Origin of the sequence: Atlantibacter sp. RC6 (genome assembly GCF_014193285.1) — a bacterium.
GTDB lineage: Bacteria > Pseudomonadota > Gammaproteobacteria > Enterobacterales > Enterobacteriaceae > Atlantibacter.
The window spans coordinates 382,134-400,114 of the sequence record NZ_JACHZE010000003.1; the positions used below are offsets into that span (position 1 = coordinate 382,134).

The window sequence follows — 17,981 nt, forward strand, 5'->3', positions numbered from 1 at the left end:
GCTTTTCGGCACAGCACAAGGGACAATAACGGAATGGATATGATTGGCGGCCAACATTTACGCCAGATGTGGGATGACCTGGCGGAAATGTATGGCGACAAAACCGCACTTATTGTTGAGTCCTGCGAGGGAACCCTCACACAACTGAGTTACGCCGCGCTCAATCAGCAAATTAACCGCACGGCGAATTTGTTCACCATGCTTGGCATCGTCAAAGGCGATAAGGTCGCCCTGCATCTGGATAACTGCGCGGAATTTATTTTCTGCTGGTTCGGTCTGGCGAAAATCGGCGCGATTATGGTGCCGATTAACGCGCGATTATTAAGCGATGAGAGCACCTGGCTGCTGGGTAACTGCCAGGCGCGGATGCTCGTCACCTCAACGGCGTTTTACCCCATGTACCGGCAGATAAAAAACGCCGGGGAAACCATGCTGGAGCGCATCTGCCTGATTAGCGCCGAGCCGTTTAGCCCCGGCGACGATGAGATCGACTTTATCTGCCAGAAAGATTCCCAGCCCGCGACGTTGATGTACGCGCCGCCCCTTGATCCGCTGGATACCGCAGAAATCCTGTTTACCTCGGGAACCACGTCACGCCCGAAAGGCGTAGTGATTACTCACTACAATTTACGCTTCGCGGGTTATTACTCGTCCTGGCAGTGCGCGCTGCGCGAAGATGATGTCTATCTGACCCCGATGCCCGCTTTTCATATCGATTGCCAGTGTACCGCCGCGATGGCGGCGTTTTCCGTCGGTGCGACTTTTGTGCTGCTGGAAAAATACAGCGCTCGCGCTTTCTGGAAGCAGGTTTGCCGCCATCAGGCGACCCTCACCGAATGCATTCCGATGATGATAAGAACCCTGATGCTGCAACCGTCGGTTGCCGAAGAGCGCCAGCACTGCCTACGCGACATTCTGTTCTATCTCAATCTGTCGGTGGCGGAAAAAGACGCGTTTATGTCGCGGTTTAACGTCCGGTTGCTGACCTCATGGGGAATGACCGAAACCATCGTCGGCGCGATCGGCGATCGCCCCGGCGATAAGCGGCGCTGGCCATCCATCGGGCGGCCCGGCTTCGGCTACCAGGCGGAGATCCGCGATAGCCGGAATCAACCCGTTCCCTGCGGCGAGGCCGGGGAACTGTGTATTAAAGGCGAGCCGGGTAAGACACTGTTCAAAGAGTATTACAACCATCCCGACGCCACGGCCCGCGCTCTGGATCAACAAGGCTGGCTGCATACCGGCGATTTTGCGTATGTCGATAACGAAGGCTTTTTTTATTTTATCGACCGCAGTTGCAACATGGTCAAACGCGGCGGCGAAAATATTTCCTGCTCGGAAATTGAAAATATTATCGCCGGGCATCCGGGAATTCAGGATGTCGCGGTGATCGGCGTCCACGATCCGATGCGCGACCAGGCGCTAAAAGCGTTTGTGGTGCTCAACGACGGCGAAAGCCTCAACAAACAGGAATTTTTTACTTTCTGCCAGAACGCGATGGCGAATTTTAAGGTGCCGTCATTCGTCGAGTTTTGCAGCGATCTCCCACGTAATTGCACCGGCAAAATCATCAGGAAATATTTGAAATAACCGATCACGCGCCAGAGTTAGCGCTCTGGCTTTTCAACATCTCTGTGATTAAGAGGATTAAAAAAGATGAACTCATCACTCCATATCATCCGCAACGGCCCTATCCTTGAAATCGTGCTCGACAGACCCAAAGCCAATGCGATTGATGCCAAAACCAGTTTCGCCATGGGCGAAGTCTTTATGCACTTTCGCGACGACCCGCAATTGCGCGTCGCTATTATTACCGGCGCTGGCGAACGTTTCTTTTCCGCTGGTTGGGATTTAAAAGCCGCTGCGCAAGGCGAAGCACCGGATGCCGATTTCGGCCCGGGCGGTTTCGCCGGGTTGACCGAATTATTTCATCTCGATAAACCGGTGATCGCTGCCGTCAACGGCTACGCCTTCGGCGGCGGCTTCGAACTGGCGCTGGCGGCGGACATGATTGTTTGTTCCAGCAACGCCCGTTTCGCCCTGCCCGAAGCGCGTCTCGGCATTGTGCCTGACAGCGGCGGCATTCTGCGTCTGCCGAAAATTCTTCCTCCGGCGATCGTTAATGAGCTGGTAATGACGGGGCGGCATATGGAAGCCGAAGAAGCGCTGCGCTGGGGGATCGTCAACCGCGTGGTGGAGCCGAGCGAATTGATGGCAAGCGCACGAGAACTCGCCGCCAGCATTGTGGAAAGCGCCCCGCTCGCGGTCACCGCGTTAAAAGAAATCTATCGTGAAACCTGTGAATTACCCGTTGAGCAAGGCTATCGCCATATTCGCAGCGGCGCGTTAACGCATTATCCGGCGGTGTTGCATTCTGAAGATGCCAGCGAAGGCCCGCTGGCGTTTGCGGAAAAACGCGCCCCGGTCTGGAAAGGCCGGTAAAAATTTGGCTCAGGAGCGCGCTATGCATATTTATTCTTTTGAAGGGCTAATTCCGGTTATTCATCCGGACGCATATATCCATCCCAGCGCGGTAATAATCGGCGATGTAATGATTGGGGAAAATGTTTATATCGGCCCCCATGCTTCATTACGAGGTGATTACGGCCGACTGATTATTAAAGCGGGTTCAAATATCCAGGATAGCTGCATTATGCATGGCTATTGCGACATGGATACGGTGGTTGAAGAAGAGGGTCATATTGGTCATGGCGCAATTTTGCATGGCTGCGTTATTGGCCGTGATGCCTTAATTGGTATGAACAGCGTCATTATGGATGGCGCGTATATCGGCGCTGAAAGCATTGTGGCGGCAATGAGTTTCGTCAAAGCGGGATTTACTGGAGCGCCCCGCCAGATGCTGATAGGCAGCCCGGCCAAATATTATCGCGATGTTACCGAACAGGAACTTCACTGGAAGCGATTAAATACCCGTGAATATCAAGATCTGGCGCAACGCTGCCATTTGGGGTTGCGGGAAACCGAACCGTTGAACGAACCGGAACCGCAGCGTCGCCGCCTTAAAGGCACCACCAACGTTCAACCCCAGGTATAAAGATGGCGGCAAAAGCAAAATATTATCCTTATCTATCAGTCTGTTGAAAGACATAAAGTCGATGCGCCAGCGGGTTTAAACTATCACATATCCCCAAGAAGCAGGGAAACATAACGGCAGTGGTACGCCGCAATAACTGCCTATGCAAACTCAGTGGTACAAAAGGTGATGCAAGAGCAATCTTTTAGCAACGTGGCAGTAATAGAAATTTTTACATTTAAACCAGGCATCAAAACTTTGTTTGGTTTATTTTAAGTGTTAAGTCTTACGCTAATTCAAGGGAATGATATATATGAAAATTATAAAAGCATCTGTTGGCATTCGCGGCATAAATAACAATTCGGATGTCAGAACGGTTGCCCAATGGTTGTTCAAAAAAGGATTTTATAATCTTGATTGCCATTCAATAAACATAGGGAATGTCGCAAGGGCAATTGTAGTATATCAGAGGTCCCTTCTCTTAAATGCAGATGGAATCATTTTGCCAGGAAAACATATTGAAAAATTACTGAGCGGTGCGGAACAAGGGGCAATAAGATATAAAGGTTTTGATAACACCTCCAACAGATATGATGCTCGCGATATGCAACCCAGTCAGCAGTGCATAAAATTAATGAAAAGCTATGAAACATATCAGCGCTATCCATATAATGATCAGACCAGCAGGAGAGTAAACGGGTGGTGCCCAGGCGCTACAATAGGTTACGGGCATCTCCTTAGCAGAAGTGAATTTACACATTATGCTGGCGGCCTTTCAGAGCCAGATGCATCACGTTTTTTTAATAACCAACTCATTGAGTATATTAAACCAGTACAAAATTATGTAAAAACCAAACTCACGCAGGGGGAGTTTGACGCACTCGTTATGCTGACTTACAACATAGGGCCGCGCAATGACGATAAAAAATCCGGATTTTATCACTCAGAGGTATTGAAAATAATAAATGGTGAATCTTCTGATGAACTTGAAAAAGCGTGGCGGGCTTACAGCATTTCACAAGGCCATATAATGCACGGGTTGGTTAACAGGCGAACATCTGAACTAAATGTATTTAACAACAATGGCTATGTAAAAATATGAAGTGGCTATTGTGTGCAGTATTCATTTACCCTCTTTTATGTTTTGGCAGCTTTGAAAATGAAACGTTCAAAATAGAAATTGATCAGGGTGATTGCAGTGAATATGATATAGCTTGCAATGGGATTATTTACCATTCCATAAACAAAAAAAACGGTACCACATTGACCATTAAAAATGGTCGTACACTTAACGTTGGTGCGATGCAAAATTTTAGAGGGTATGTCTTTGAAAAAAAAGGTTATATCTATAACCTTATTCAGGGGCAATATCCAGATGATGGGGATGATGCCTGGCAGTTGCTTGTAACAGCAAAAGCTAAATCTGGATACAAAATCCTTCTTGAGCAAAAAATTTGGGCCAAATAATCCGGGTATGCTGGCAGCGAGATGATAAAACCAGGAAGGCAACTTTTTACCTGACGTGTGGAGAATATATTCAGATATTCTTCATACGTATTGAAATCAGTATCACTGAAGCGGCTATGTTCATATACAGTGCTTATCTACTGATAATAAGTAGGCATCCTCAGAGAGTAGTCCCGCCTCCTACTCAATGTAGCAGCCAGTCAGCTGTTTAACTGACTGGCAATGTCAGCTAATCAGGCTTTTTCACAAACGATAACCGTCATAATTCAAGTTGCAGGTGCGTTCGCTGCACTCACGCACCCCGGTTACGTACTTATGTACGCACCAGGGAATGAATTTGAGGCATCTCGTCTCTCACCGAAAGCCAGCCAGTGGCTGTTCACATTCGTTCCAGACGAATTTGTCTTTCTCTTGCCGCGTGACTGAGCCTTCGGCCTGGCCCTTTCGGGGCCAGCACAAGCGTTGTTCAAAGCCCTTTGGTTTTTTTCCGGAAATTTAATAAGTCAGGTATAAACCGTTTAACGGCGAAGGGTTTTTGAAAGCATCATTTGCCATTTTTGCTCCCGGTTCATTTCTCCCGCTAGCTGAGGGGCCTGACGGGGCAGCGCGACCGCGACGTCCTCTTTATTTTGTGGGCTATTCTGAAACCTCGCATGGATTTGGGAATCGATATGCTTTACTTTAACTAAACGCTGACACTGACACCCTCGACCTTCAAGCTGGTTAGGGATCGTCTTAGTCTCACAAACTATTTCCCCAACTTGTGAAAGAATATAGGACATCGTATTGATCGCCTTGCAGTGAGGTATATCGAACTCACTTGCAATCTCTTTGGCACTTACCCAGCGATTCTGCGCCATCACCCAATTTGCAATTAACAAATAAAGCGGTTTTCCAACAGTTTCTTCACTCATAATGACACCGTTATCACATATCTCTGGCCACAACATGAAATTATCAGGTAGCAAAACTAACCTGCACCCATAACCACGGAAAAACTATGGCTAATAATATGATAATAACCCGCCAAATACCTCTTTAGTCTTATTCAGATGAGATTTATAAGAATAACGATGCGAAAATTTGCGTCAACCAGTGGAAATGAAGGCGTATAGCCGGAGTAATTCTATACGCCTCAGAAGGTTAGTTATCCAGTTCACTCATGGATTTAACCTGATCGCGGTTAATCTGCTCGGTTTTACCGGTTTCGGCATTCTCGTAAGAGACCAAGCCGGTATCACTGTCCACTTCCGGTTTACCGTCAGTCACGATGGTGCTGCCATCGGTGGTTTTTACCGACTGGTTAGAGGAGCAGCCGCTAATAAACAACAGCGCGCTGGCGGCTAAAATAGGGGTAATGAGATATTTCGCTCGCATGGTTTTCTCCCGTGCATTGCAGTGTATTTATGGTATTTACCCTTTAACTATAGTTGCGCGAGCGAAACGGTGGCGCGGAAACAGAACACTCTTAGAGCGCCACGCTGCGTTATCAGGATTTATCTGCCGGATACCCGTCTTTATAAATAACGGTTTTGGTGATTTTCCCGTTGGCGTCGTAGGCCGAGACTTCACCATTGGCGAGGCCATTTTTATAATTAATTACCGTGCGTAATTTACCGTCCTGGGTATATCCCTGCGATTTGCCTTCCGCTTTGCAATTCACCAGCGGCGTATGGGTACGTAATTGGCCATTGGGATAATAAAGATCGAGGTATTCATTAAAGCAGCGGTTTTTTACTACGGTTTCAAATTTTTTATTGCCGTTATCGTAACGCTCAACCAGCTTCCCTTCCGGCACGTTGTCGGTAACGGAAATGGCAGGCGTTTCAAGTTTATGATTTTGCAGTTCGTTCGGCGTGGTTCCCTTCGCATAGTCCGGAGCCATTCCCATGGCGTCAATGGTATTGGTCACGGAGGAAGAGAATTCGGCGCAGCCTGAAAGCAGCAGTGAAAACGACATGATTACCAGTGCGCGTTGCAAAATGTTCTCCTTAATAAGTGCATTCCTGCGGGCACGGTAATTTTAGCTAATGATTCAAGGGTTACCTGAAACTCATCATATTTGGTAGGGAGAAATAATAAGGCAGGGAAGTCGGCAAAGCTAAACCACGCCTCACCGCTACGGCGCTCAATAATATGAACGATTCGCGGTGAAGGTTGCGCCTGACAAATGCAGGGTTAGATATCGTCAGTGGTATGGTTAACGACGATCTCCAGCGTCTTACGAATAACGTCGCATTTCACCGCATCCTGGGTGTTTTTTAGCGCCGCCATTAATCGCACAATAATCGCTTTATTGGTCAACGGCTCTTGCGAAGCAATAATGCTGTTTACCACCGTACCCAGCAGCAGAGACTCTTCTGCCAACATCTCCCCGGCATTACGGAAATAGTTGGACAGTGTGTTGTCAGGCAGGTTGGTATAGGCCTCTGATTCCTGAATAATTACCTGGCTCATTTGCTTACATCCTTATTCATGAGTGATGAGATGCAGTCAGTGTTTTTTGCTGTTTCCTGGCTGCTTACTATCTTCGAACAACTGATAAACGTTATCCCTGGCGATCCTGCCATCCCGGCTTAATGCTTTTTCATCGGGTACTGGCTTACGTCGCGTCGCAACCACGGTATGACTGATTTTGGCGATCACTTCACCGATCAGTTCACGTCGCTCGCTGTTAGACTCCTCGTCTTTCATCGCCCTAAGCTGCCTGATGAGGGCCTGAGTATTGATAGGCAGGTTTTCCTTAAGCAGGAATAGCACCGCTTCGCCAATGATTTCGTCTGTTAGTTGCTCGATTTCACTTCTGTTCATAACTGCGTCTCTGATTGCCGCTTTCTCCCGGAGCGGATACGCGGCATTGAGTCAGTTATCCGGGGAAGAAGGTCCGCGCCAGATGGGCAAACCTTTGTGTAACCTGAAAATTACTCCCGCCAGAATTGACTTAATAACCAGGTAATCTGTTGCTGTTGAGTGATTTAGTCGTGGCGCTCAAAAAGCAAACCAATCAACGTGTGATAATGATTTTCTTCTTCCGGGCCGGAAGCCTGCTCTAGCCGTCGCAACAATCGGGTGCAAATCGCCTTCCGGCTTAGATTCCGCCCCTCACTGAGGATTTCTACAGCGATCTGACCGAGCGTCTCCTGCTGGGTGGGTAACGCCGCTTTATTGAAATAACGGGCAATGGCATTAGCGCGTTCCGGAAGGTAACCGTTCTGTTGCATATGTCACTCCAGCAATATTCAGATTCAGTAAAGTTTAAAGAAAGTATACAAGATGATCAAAGTTGTACATCAAAATTGTACAACGGCACAAGGTTTTTTTAAGATAAATATTAAAAAACGTTAAATATCAAAATCATAATGTTAACAATTTTTCCTGTTCCGCATGCTATTCAACGCAAGAACAACAGAAAAGCGATACATAGAAAATTTTGACTCCAGAATATATCCTGTATCTTCTACAAGGATATTTAACAATTAGCCTTGCAACGAATCCGTATGTAAAAATAGTGTTTATAAACAACGCGCCAGATACCGATTATTCTGGGCCACGCCCGTTATCGCTATGTGTCCATCCAGGTTCCTTACGAGAAACCATAATCATGACAAGACCTCGCCGTAGTCATCTGATACTGTGGCGTTTCATACACCTACTCTGGGATTGTCATGCTCACCACCCTCATCTACCGCAGCCATATCTGCGACAACGTTCCGGTCAAAACGCTGGAAGACATGGTCGAGGCAGCAAATAACAAAAACAGTCAGGCCGACGTTACCGGCATTTTGTTGTTTAACGGCACACATTTTTTCCAGTTGCTTGAAGGGCCGGAAGAGAGCGTGCTGACGATTTATCGCCATATTTGTGAAGATGCGCGTCATTACAACGTGGTGGAACTGTTGCGGGATTACGCGCCTGCACGGCGTTTCGGCAAGTCAGGGATGGAACTGTTTGATTTACGCGAACATGACAGTAATCAGGTGCTCCAGACGGTGCTGGATAAAGGGACATCAAAGTATCAGTTAACCTATGACGACCGCGCGTTGCAGTTTTTCCGTACCTTTGTCGAATCCAGAGAAAAAGAAAACTACTTTGAAATCCCGGCGGCTGATTCCTGGGAATTTGTTCCTGATGACAGCGCAGTCGCGCCAGTGGTCGCACAGCCCGGGCGTTGCAGCTTCGCTTTCCAACCGATTATCGACCCGCTGGCACAGGAAGTGGTCTCGCTGGAAGCCCTGCTGCGTACCCCGGATGGGGATTCGCCGCAGGCCTGGTTTGCGGGGCTGGAAGGAGATGATGTCTATGAAGCCGATCTGAAAAGTAAAACCGTCGCGTTTGCCATGGCTGCGGATCTGAATCTCGGCAAGCAAAGCCTGTCGGTTAATCTGCTGCCCATGACCCTGGTGAAGATCCCCGGCGCGGTCGCGTTTCTGGTCGAGGAGATCCATAAAAACGGCCTGGTGCCCGACCAGATTATTGTGGAGTTCACCGAACAAGAAATTATCTCGCGCCTTGAAGAGTTTACCGGTGCAATCCGCCAGTTGAAGGCCGCAGGCATCCGCGTAGCGATCGACCATTTTGGCGCCGGGTTTGCCGGCCTTTCCCTGCTGGCGCGTTTCCAGCCCGATCGCATTAAGATCAATCGTGAACTGATCGAGGACGTCCATAAAAGCGGTCCGCGTCAGGCGATTATTTTAGGTATCATCAAAAGTTGTACATCGTTAGAAATTTCGGTGTGCGCCGTGGGCGTTGAGAAACCGGAAGAGTGGATGTGGCTGGAGTCGGCTGGCATTGCGCTGTTCCAGGGGCATCTGTTTGCCCGCCCTGCATTCGCGAGCATCCCTGCTGTAGCCTGGCCGGAAAAAAAATCTGCTTTTTGAATAACTAACCTCGCGTTCTTGTCTGAAAAGGAAACAGAGTGGCGAGAATAATCAGCAAGACGCGAGGAAGCTTATTACACTGTTTAGTGAAAATTCCTGCTGCACCCGAGGCGGTTCGTGACAGCAAATAGCCTCCAGGGTTATACAACAGAAAATGATTTGTACGAGATGTGCAAATTAGTTAGTTTGGAACACGGACGTACCGGTTTGAGTATGAGTGAGTCAATGGCCTTTTATAGTATTGGCGAAGTCGCTGAACGATGCGGAATAAACCCTGTCACGCTGCGCGCCTGGCAGAGACGGTATGGGTTATTCAAACCTCAGCGCAGCGAAGGCGGGCATCGTCAGTTCGATGAAACCGACATTCAGCGTATCGAAGAGATAAAGCGCTGGATCCAGAGCGGCGTGCCGGTTGGCAAAGTTAAAGCGCTGCTGGAAGAGCGTCATAATATTGAGCATGACGACTGGGCATCCCATCAGGAAGAGATGATGACGGTGCTGCGCCATGCCCGTCCCGCGAAACTCCGCGCCGCAATTATCGCTGCGGGCCGTCAGCACTCCGCCGACGCGCTTATCGATCATATTATTATTCCTGTGCGTCACCGGCTTCGGCTCGATCAAAATACCGCCCGCGCCATTTGCAGCATGCTGGATGGGGTATTGATTGACTACGCCGTATCGGCGCTGGCGGAAGTCCGCAAGAAATCCGCTAAAGAGGCGCTGCTGATTGGCTGGGATTGCGACGACCGCACCCGGCTCTGGCTGGAGGCCTGGCGGCTTGCGCAACAGGGCTGGAATATTGATGTGCTGGCAGAACCGCTGGAATCCCCGCGCCCGGAGCTGTTTCCCGGTCAGCATATCTTTGTCTGGACAGGCAAAACCCTGTCGCTGCGTCAGCAGGAGCAGTTAACCCACTGGCAGGAACAGGGCTTTGATATTGCGTTTCACGGCGTGTAATACGCACCCCGTCGATTAAGCCATCTCCGGGGTGCCGCTTAGCGCCCTTTCACTTACCTGGTGATTTGCGCGTGCATCTCCTGCACGGAAATCACTTTTTCTTTCGCATCCGCATTCAACGCCATCGCCGTCGCGAAGCCGCCGTTCAGCGTGGTGTCGTAATGCACCTTGTACTGCAGCGCGCTGCGGCGAATCAGTTTGGAATCCTCAATCGCCTGACGGCCTGCGGTGGTGTTGATGATGTAGGTGTACTCGCCATTCTTGATACGGTCCTGAATGTGCGGACGGCCTTCATGCACTTTATTCACCAGACGCGGGTTGATACCGGCTTCGCCCAGCACAATCGCGGTGCCGTGGGTGGCATCCAGCTCAAAGCCCTGCTTCAGCAGTTTCGCCGCCAGATCCACCACGCGCTCTTTATCGCCTTCACGTACCGACAGCAGCGCGCGACCCGATTTCTTCATGGTCGAGTTACTGCCCAGTTGCGCTTTGGCGAACGCTTCCGCGAAGGTGCGGCCCACGCCCATCACTTCGCCGGTTGAGCGCATTTCTGGCCCTAACAGCGGGTCAACGCCCGGGAATTTATTGAACGGCAGCACCACTTCTTTTACCGAGTAGTACGGCGGGATGATCTCTTTGGTGACGCCCTGTTCTGCCAGGGTTTTGCCCGCCATCACGCGCGCCGCCACTTTCGCCAGCGCCACACCGGTGGCTTTGGAAACGAACGGCACGGTACGCGCGGCGCGTGGGTTAACTTCAATCAGGTACACTTCGTTGTCTTTTACCGCGAACTGCACGTTCATCAGGCCGCGTACCTGCAATTCCATCGCCAGTTTCTGCACCTGCTGGCGCATCACGTTCTGGATATCCTGGCTCAGGGTGTAAGCCGGCAGCGAACATGCGGAGTCGCCAGAGTGCACGCCCGCCTGCTCGATATGCTCCATGATGCCGCCAATCAGCACCATTTCGCCGTCGCAGATGGCGTCAACGTCCACTTCCACCGCGTCGTCCAGGAAGCGGTCCAGCAGTACCGGCGCATCGTTAGACACGCTGACCGCGGTCAGGAAGTAGCGGCGCAGGTCGGATTCGTCATAAACAATCTCCATCGCGCGGCCACCCAGCACGTAAGATGGGCGCACCACCAGCGGATAACCGATTTGCGCGGCTTTCTCTACCGCCTGTTCGATGGTGGTGACGGTGGCGTTAGCGGGTTGTTTCAACTTCAGGCGATCCACCGCCTGCTGGAAGCGCTCGCGGTCTTCCGCGCGGTCGATGGCGTCCGGGCTGGTGCCGATAATCGGCACGCCTGCCGCTTCCAGCTCACGCGCCAGTTTCAGCGGGGTCTGGCCGCCGTACTGGACAATCACGCCTTTCGGCTTCTCGATGCGAACGATTTCCAGCACGTCTTCCAGGGTGACCGGTTCAAAGTACAGACGGTCGGAGGTGTCGTAATCGGTGGAGACGGTTTCCGGGTTGCAGTTGACCATAATGGTCTCATAACCATCTTCGCGCAGCGCCAGCGAAGCGTGTACGCAGCAGTAGTCAAACTCGATGCCCTGGCCGATGCGGTTCGGTCCGCCGCCCAGCACCATGATTTTTTCGCGGTCCGGGTTCGGGCGCGATTCGCACTCGTCTTCATAGGTGGAGTACATATAAGCGGTATCGGTGGCGAATTCCGCTGCGCAGGTATCCACGCGTTTGTAGACCGGATGCAGATTGTATTGTTCACGCAGTTTGCGGATTTCCGATTCGCGCACGCCAACCAGTTTCGCCAGGCGCGCGTCGGCAAAGCCTTTGCGCTTCAGGGTCCACAGGAAATCTGCCGTCAGGCCGGTGATACCCACATCCGCCACCTGCTCTTCCAGGCGAACCAGCTCCTCGATTTGCACCAGGAACCAGCGGTCAATGTTGGTCAGGTTGAACACGCCGTCAACCGACAGGCCCGCGCGGAACGCGTCGGCGATGTACCAGATACGCTCAGCGCCGGCGTCTTTCAGTTCGCGGCGGATTTTGGTCAGCGCATCCGGGTCATCCAGATTCACTTTCGGATCAAAGCCGGTGGCGCCCACTTCCAGGCCGCGCAGCGCTTTCTGCATCGATTCCTGCTGGGTGCGGCCAATCGCCATCACTTCGCCGACCGATTTCATCTGAGTGGTCAAACGGTCGTTCGCGCCCGCGAATTTTTCAAAGTTAAAGCGTGGGATTTTGGTAACCACATAGTCGATGGACGGTTCAAACGACGCCGGGGTACGGCCGCCGGTGATGTCGTTCATCAGCTCATCAAGGGTGTAGCCCACCGCCAGTTTCGCCGCCACTTTAGCAATCGGGAAGCCGGTGGCTTTCGAGGCCAGCGCGGAAGAACGCGACACACGCGGGTTCATTTCGATAACGATCAGGCGGCCATTTTTCGGGTTAACGGCGAACTGGACGTTAGAGCCGCCGGTTTCCACGCCGATTTCACGCAGTACCGCCATCGAGGCGTTACGCATGATTTGGTACTCTTTATCGGTCAGGGTCTGCGCCGGCGCGACGGTGATAGAGTCGCCGGTATGGATGCCCATGGCGTCGAAGTTTTCAATCGAGCAGACGATGATGCAGTTGTCGTTTTTATCACGCACCACTTCCATCTCGTACTCTTTCCAGCCGATCAGCGATTCGTCGATCAGCAGTTCGTTAGTCGGAGAGAGATCCAGACCGCGCTCGCAAATCTCTTCGAACTCTTCACGGTTGTAGGCGATACCGCCACCGGTGCCGCCCATGGTGAAGGACGGACGAATGATGCACGGATAACCAACATCCGCCGCCACTGCCAGCGCTTCTTCCATGGTATGCGCGATACCGGAACGCGCGGTGTCGAGGCCGATTTTCTTCATGGCGACGTCAAAACGGCGGCGGTCTTCCGCTTTGTCGATGGCGTCAGCCGTCGCGCCAATCATGGTGACGCCGAATTCTTCCAGTACGCCCTGGCGTTCCAGCTCCAGCGCGCAGTTCAGCGCCGTCTGGCCGCCCATGGTCGGCAGCACCGCGTCCGGGCGCTCTTTCTCGATAATCTTACGCACCACTTCCCAGTGAATCGGCTCGATATAGGTGGCATCGGCCATTTCCGGGTCGGTCATGATGGTCGCCGGGTTCGAGTTTACCAGGATAACGCGGTACCCCTCTTCGCGCAGCGCTTTACACGCCTGGGCGCCCGAGTAGTCGAATTCGCAGGCCTGCCCGATAACAATCGGGCCAGCGCCAAGGATCAGGATGCTTTTTATGTCTGTACGTTTTGGCATGGCTCTTTTCTCCTGATTATTTGGCGTTCTTACGGTACTGCTCAATTAACGCAATAAAATGGTCAAACAGCGGCGCGGCGTCGTGCGGGCCGGGGCTGGCTTCCGGGTGACCCTGGAAGCTGAATGCCGCTTTATCGGTGCGATGGATGCCCTGTAGCGTGCCATCGAACAGAGATTTGTGGGTTACGCGCAGCGTGGCGGGCAGCGTGGCCTCATCCACCGCAAAACCGTGGTTCTGGGCGGTAATCAGCACGGTGTTGTTTTCAACGTTTTTCACCGGGTGGTTGCCGCCGTGGTGGCCGAACTTCATCTTCACGGTTTTCGCACCGCTGGCCAGCGCCAACAGTTGGTGACCGAGACAGATGCCGAATACCGGGATGTCAGTGTCCAGGAAGGTTTTAATCGCATCGATGGCGTAGTCGCACGGTGCCGGGTCGCCAGGTCCGTTGGAGAGGAAAACCCCGTCCGGGTTCATCTTCAGCACCTCAGCCGCCGGGGTCTGCGCCGGAACCACCGTCAGGCGGCAGCCGCGATCCACCAGCATGCGCAGAATGTTGCGCTTCACGCCGTAGTCGTAAGCCACCACGTGGAACGGCAGTTCCTCGTCGGTTTTGGCTTCTGGCAAACCGTTTTTCAGGTCCCAGCTTCCCTGGGTCCAGCGGTAAGGTTCGTTGGTAGTGACTTCTTTCGCCAGATCCATCCCGTTCAGGCCAGGGAAGTTTTTAGCTTTTTCCAGCGCCAGGGCGGCATCCAGATTGTCACCGGCAATAATGCAGCCGTTCTGCGCGCCTTTCTCGCTCAGCAGGCGAGTCAGCTTGCGGGTATCCACATCAGCGATGGCCACAATGTTGTGGCGCTTGAGGTAAGAAGAGAGGTCTTCGGTATTGCGGAAGTTGCTGGCAATCAGCGGCAGGTCACGGATGACGAGGCCTTGCGCATGTACCTGGGAAGATTCTTCATCTGCCGGGTTAGTACCGACATTACCAATATGGGGATAAGTGAGAGTGACAATCTGGCGGGAGTAGGAAGGATCAGTGAGGATTTCTTGATAACCGGTCATTGAAGTATTGAAAACGACTTCCCCTACTGCCGTACCTGATGCCCCTATGGCCCGACCGTAGAATTGGGTTCCGTCTTCCAGAACCAACAGCGCTGACTTAATCAAAACGTCCTCCAGGGAATAAACAGTCAATTTATCTGCATATTAATTCATTTAGTATGAATGAATCAACGCAAATACGCTTGCCCGGTGAATTTTTGGCAAACGGCGGCATTCTAAGGAGAGGATGGGCAAAAGTCTACCCTGAAAACGGGATTTTTCAGTTAATTTTGTCAACCACAGAGAAATAATGGGGGATAAGCGCTAAAAAACCGATCAAACCTGGCGACGAAACCGATTAACAGGCTTATTAAATGTTAAATCACTGCCTGATGCCACTAAAAAGTGGACCAGACGGTCAAAATTTACAATAAAATAACAGAGAAATGGCAGATAATACGTGCTTTTGGATGTTACATCGAATATAAAAACTAAAACCCTTATAAAAACATAAAAAATTAAGGGCGATAAAATATCACCCTCTCAATCAATGCACTACGATTGTAATAACCACATCACGATGGGTAAAAATGATTATAAATTGTTTAAATCCAGCACATCTCGCATATCAAAAAGCCCATTTTTCTCCGCATTGACCCAAATTGCGGCGCGAATCGCGCCATTTGCAAAAGTCATCCGGCTGGAGGCCTTATGAGTAATCTCTACACGCTCGCCGATATCAGCAAACATGGCAGTATGCTCGCCGATAATGTCGCCAGCGCGCACGGTGGCAAAACCGATAGTGCCAGGCTGACGTTCACCGGTATGGCCTTCACGCGCATACACCGCGCAATCCTTGAGATCTTTATTTAACGCATCCGCAATCGCCTCGCCCATTGCCAGTGCGGTACCGGACGGCGCATCCACTTTATGGCGGTGATGCGCTTCGATAATTTCGATATCGGCATAGTTGCCCATGACTTTGGCCGCTTTTTCCAGCAGCTTGAGCATCACGTTCACGCCCACGCTGAAGTTAGCCGCAAATACAATGCCAATATCCGCACTGGCATCGCGGATCGCCTGCTTGCCCGCTTCATCAAAACCGGTGGTGCCAATGACCATGCCTTTATGATGGGCGCGGCAAAACGCCAGATGCTGCAATGTCCCTTCAGGACGGGTGAAATCAATAAATACGTCGAAATCATTCACTACCGCTTCAAGACTGGTCTGGATCCGCACGCCAGTGGCGCCTGCGCCTGCCAGCTCTCCGGCATCGCTACCCACCAGCGAAGACCCTTCACGCTCCAGCGCTGCGCCAAGAACCACACCTTCCATTTGCAGCGCCGCCTGAATCAGTTGCCGTCCCATACGGCCACCCGCTCCCGCGATGGCTACGCGAACCTGTGCATCATGCATATCGATACTCTTTATGTTTAGAAATGACCTGGTACTAAGTTTCAGGTTAACGACTCTGCATAGACGCTGCCAACCTAAAACACCGATGATTAGAAATTTACGTCAAAGGCACATTGATATCAGTAAAGCGCATCAATCCCTTACTGATATTGAGCCATTCGCTCTCTCTGTTTATTGACCTGACAAAAATCCCTGGCTCCCTCATGACCTTCCTGAGATCGGCTAAACTCATTTTCAAAATCAGTCTTTTTTATTATGGCGGAATTCAAATTTCCGCTTTTTAACACACCATCTATTCAGACAAATCACTGCCGCCACGCTAAAATTCTGGAGGAATGACCGTTAAAACCGATATATTGTATCGTGTCAGCCGGTAATAGATTTAAAAGAAAATAATAACTTGGGCGACTATTGCCATTCGGAAATACCAAATAATCGTCGGCGACGCCGGGATATTTGATGAATTACGACCTTTGGCTTATTGTCTGAATTAACCGTTATGCTTCCAACGTGCGTGGAAGAAGAAAAAATTTCTTGTAAATCATAAGCCTCGCTATGAAAAATTATGATGATTTGCAGCGTTTCAAGGATAAGACACGCACCGGCGCTATCGATTTCAAGGACATGTCGGCGCAAAGCCAGCAGCACAGCAGCGGTAACTGGGCCATCATCAAACAGCTGGCATCTGAAGGCGACGAGCAAACCCAGCTCGCGCAAGGCGGCAGCGTGTCCGCCCCGGTTCCCCAGGCCGTCGATGCCCATACCTTTGAAGCCAGCCTGGCCAAACCTGTGCCATCGGCGCCCAAACCTGTCGCGACGGCTTCATCCATCTTTGGCAGCCTTGCGCCCCAGCAGTCTGATGTCCGTCAAACGCCTGCGCAACCGCCGCTGCTTTCTCAGGTGCCGCCGCCGGCCTCCGCCGCCGCGCCTGCTCAACCTGTTTTATCGTCCCCCGCCGCACCGGTTGATGCCCCTGCGCCTGGGCAGACTCAACCCGTGCGGTTTGATCGGTTGTTTGCGACAAAAGGCGCAATGCCAACTGGGCAAAACGCGAAAGATATCCCCTTACAAACGTTGCTGGAGACCATCGCGTCATGCCGTTAGTTTGTGTTTGTTCGCCTAAAGGCGGCGTAGGAAAAACAACCGTTACGGCCAACCTGGCGTACGCGCTGGCTCGCTCGGGCAGTAAAGTGCTGGCGATTGATTTCGACGTACAAAACGCCCTGCGCTTGCATTTTGGCGTGCCGCTCTCCGACGGGCGCGGCTACGTGGCGAAGGCGGGCGAATCCGCCGACTGGAGCCAGTTCGTCTTGACGGCGGGTGGCAACGTGTTTCTGCTGCCCTATGGCGATGTCACAGAAGAGCAGCGCTTAACCTTCGAGCAGCACCTCGCCAGCGACCCGCATTTTTTGCTGCGTGGCTTAAGCACACTGCTGAATTACCCCGGTCTGGTGATTATCGCCGATTTCCCGCCAGGCCCCAGTCCGGCGCTGAAAGCGATGTCCCGCCTCGCAGATCTGCACCTGGTGACACTGCTGGCAGATACCGCCTCCCTGTCGCTGCTCCCGCATATCGAAAACCATCGTCTGATCGGCGAGCCGCTGAACCACAAACAGGGCTATTACTTCGTACTTAATCAGAGCGATAACCGCCGGAATATCAGCCGCGACGTCACCGCGTTTATGCAACAGCGTCTGGGCGAACAGCTTATTGGCATTATTAATCGTGATGAGAGCGTTTCGGAAGCCAACGCCTCGCAGCAGTCCATCTTTGATTTCAGCCCGGCTTCCGCCGCGGCATTCGATATCGAATTAATCAGTAAAAGAGTGGCAGGCCTGCTTGGCATCAATATTGGAGACGGTGCGGTTCACGCCAGTCTTAAAACATCACATTTCTGACGATTACCAGGAAGG

18 protein-coding genes are annotated in these 17,981 nt (G+C 51.6%); 9 read left to right on the top strand and 9 right to left on the bottom strand.

Translation table 11 applies throughout. The features are described 5' to 3' along the window. Positions 1-33 precede the first annotated feature (33 nt). From caiC to FHW74_RS09805, 5 genes are all read left to right on the top strand, one after another. On the top strand, positions 34-1,590 hold the full coding sequence (gene caiC, locus FHW74_RS09785) for a crotonobetaine/carnitine-CoA ligase (protein WP_183170254.1): 1,557 nt from the start codon (positions 34-36) through the stop codon (positions 1,588-1,590). Between the two features lie 66 nt (positions 1,591-1,656). Continuing rightward, a complete protein-coding gene (caiD, locus tag FHW74_RS09790; protein ID WP_183170256.1) occupies positions 1,657-2,442 on the top strand; it encodes a crotonobetainyl-CoA hydratase in 786 nt (261 codons plus the stop codon). Positions 2,443-2,464: 22 nt separating this feature from the next. Beyond that, a complete protein-coding gene (gene caiE / locus FHW74_RS09795) occupies positions 2,465-3,055 on the top strand; it encodes a carnitine operon protein CaiE (RefSeq protein WP_183170257.1) in 591 nt (196 codons plus the stop codon). A gap of 292 nt (positions 3,056-3,347) precedes the next feature. Continuing rightward, positions 3,348-4,136 carry a lysozyme gene (locus FHW74_RS09800; RefSeq protein WP_183170258.1) on the top strand — a complete coding sequence of 263 codons (789 nt, stop codon included), beginning with the start codon at positions 3,348-3,350 and terminating at the stop codon, positions 4,134-4,136. Further along, a complete protein-coding gene (locus tag FHW74_RS09805; RefSeq protein WP_183170260.1) occupies positions 4,133-4,501 on the top strand; it encodes a hypothetical protein in 369 nt (122 codons plus the stop codon). The genes FHW74_RS09800 and FHW74_RS09805 overlap by 4 nt, the downstream gene beginning before the upstream one ends. A gap of 518 nt (positions 4,502-5,019) precedes the next feature. Here the strand turns inward: FHW74_RS09805 and caiF are convergent. From caiF to ycgZ, 6 genes are all read right to left on the bottom strand, one after another. Further along, positions 5,020-5,451 (bottom strand): carnitine metabolism transcriptional regulator CaiF, encoded by a 432-nt coding sequence (gene caiF / locus FHW74_RS09810; protein WP_370527992.1) that lies wholly within the window; start codon positions 5,449-5,451, stop codon positions 5,020-5,022. 193 nt (positions 5,452-5,644) lie between these two features. Next, positions 5,645-5,878 (bottom strand): YgdI/YgdR family lipoprotein, encoded by a 234-nt coding sequence (locus FHW74_RS09815; RefSeq protein WP_125293159.1) that lies wholly within the window; start codon positions 5,876-5,878, stop codon positions 5,645-5,647. A gap of 112 nt (positions 5,879-5,990) precedes the next feature. Continuing rightward, positions 5,991-6,482, bottom strand: a complete 492-nt coding sequence (locus FHW74_RS09820) for a toxin-antitoxin system YwqK family antitoxin (RefSeq protein WP_255459892.1) — start codon at positions 6,480-6,482, stop codon at positions 5,991-5,993. 197 nt (positions 6,483-6,679) lie between these two features. After that, complete coding sequence (locus FHW74_RS09825) at positions 6,680-6,958, bottom strand: biofilm development regulator YmgB/AriR family protein (protein WP_183170262.1); 279 nt, start codon at positions 6,956-6,958, stop codon at positions 6,680-6,682. 36 nt (positions 6,959-6,994) lie between these two features. After that, a complete protein-coding gene (locus tag FHW74_RS09830; RefSeq protein ID WP_183170264.1) occupies positions 6,995-7,312 on the bottom strand; it encodes a hypothetical protein in 318 nt (105 codons plus the stop codon). Positions 7,313-7,476: 164 nt separating this feature from the next. Then, positions 7,477-7,722, bottom strand: coding sequence for a regulatory protein YcgZ (ycgZ, locus tag FHW74_RS09835; RefSeq protein WP_183170265.1), 246 nt, complete (start codon positions 7,720-7,722; stop codon positions 7,477-7,479). Positions 7,723-8,166: 444 nt separating this feature from the next. Between ycgZ and FHW74_RS09840 the strand changes: the two genes are divergently transcribed. Together FHW74_RS09840 and FHW74_RS09845 are read left to right on the top strand one after the other, a co-directional pair. Continuing rightward, on the top strand, positions 8,167-9,378 hold the full coding sequence (locus FHW74_RS09840; protein WP_183170266.1) for a diguanylate phosphodiesterase: 1,212 nt from the start codon (positions 8,167-8,169) through the stop codon (positions 9,376-9,378). A 225-nt stretch (positions 9,379-9,603) separates the two neighbouring features. Continuing rightward, a complete protein-coding gene (locus FHW74_RS09845) occupies positions 9,604-10,335 on the top strand; it encodes a MerR family transcriptional regulator (RefSeq protein WP_183170372.1) in 732 nt (243 codons plus the stop codon). 53 nt (positions 10,336-10,388) lie between these two features. Here FHW74_RS09845 and carB read toward each other — a convergent pair whose 3' ends face one another. The 3 genes from carB to dapB all read right to left on the bottom strand — a co-directional run bounded on the left by carB (position 10,389) and on the right by dapB (position 16,068). After that, on the bottom strand, positions 10,389-13,613 hold the full coding sequence (carB, locus tag FHW74_RS09850; protein ID WP_183170267.1) for a carbamoyl-phosphate synthase large subunit: 3,225 nt from the start codon (positions 13,611-13,613) through the stop codon (positions 10,389-10,391). Between the two features lie 16 nt (positions 13,614-13,629). Then, a complete protein-coding gene (carA, locus tag FHW74_RS09855; RefSeq protein WP_183170268.1) occupies positions 13,630-14,778 on the bottom strand; it encodes a glutamine-hydrolyzing carbamoyl-phosphate synthase small subunit in 1,149 nt (382 codons plus the stop codon). Between the two features lie 468 nt (positions 14,779-15,246). Then, complete coding sequence (gene dapB / locus FHW74_RS09860) at positions 15,247-16,068, bottom strand: 4-hydroxy-tetrahydrodipicolinate reductase (protein WP_183170269.1); 822 nt, start codon at positions 16,066-16,068, stop codon at positions 15,247-15,249. 555 nt (positions 16,069-16,623) lie between these two features. Between dapB and bcsO the strand changes: the two genes are divergently transcribed. Beyond that, positions 16,624-17,172: a cellulose biosynthesis protein BcsO gene (gene bcsO / locus FHW74_RS09865; protein ID WP_183170270.1), complete on the top strand. Its 549-nt coding sequence runs from the start codon at positions 16,624-16,626 to the stop codon at positions 17,170-17,172. After that, a complete protein-coding gene (bcsQ, locus tag FHW74_RS09870; protein WP_183170271.1) occupies positions 17,163-17,966 on the top strand; it encodes a cellulose biosynthesis protein BcsQ in 804 nt (267 codons plus the stop codon). Before bcsO ends, bcsQ begins: the two co-directional genes overlap by 10 nt. The last annotated feature ends 15 nt before the right edge of the window (positions 17,967-17,981 follow it).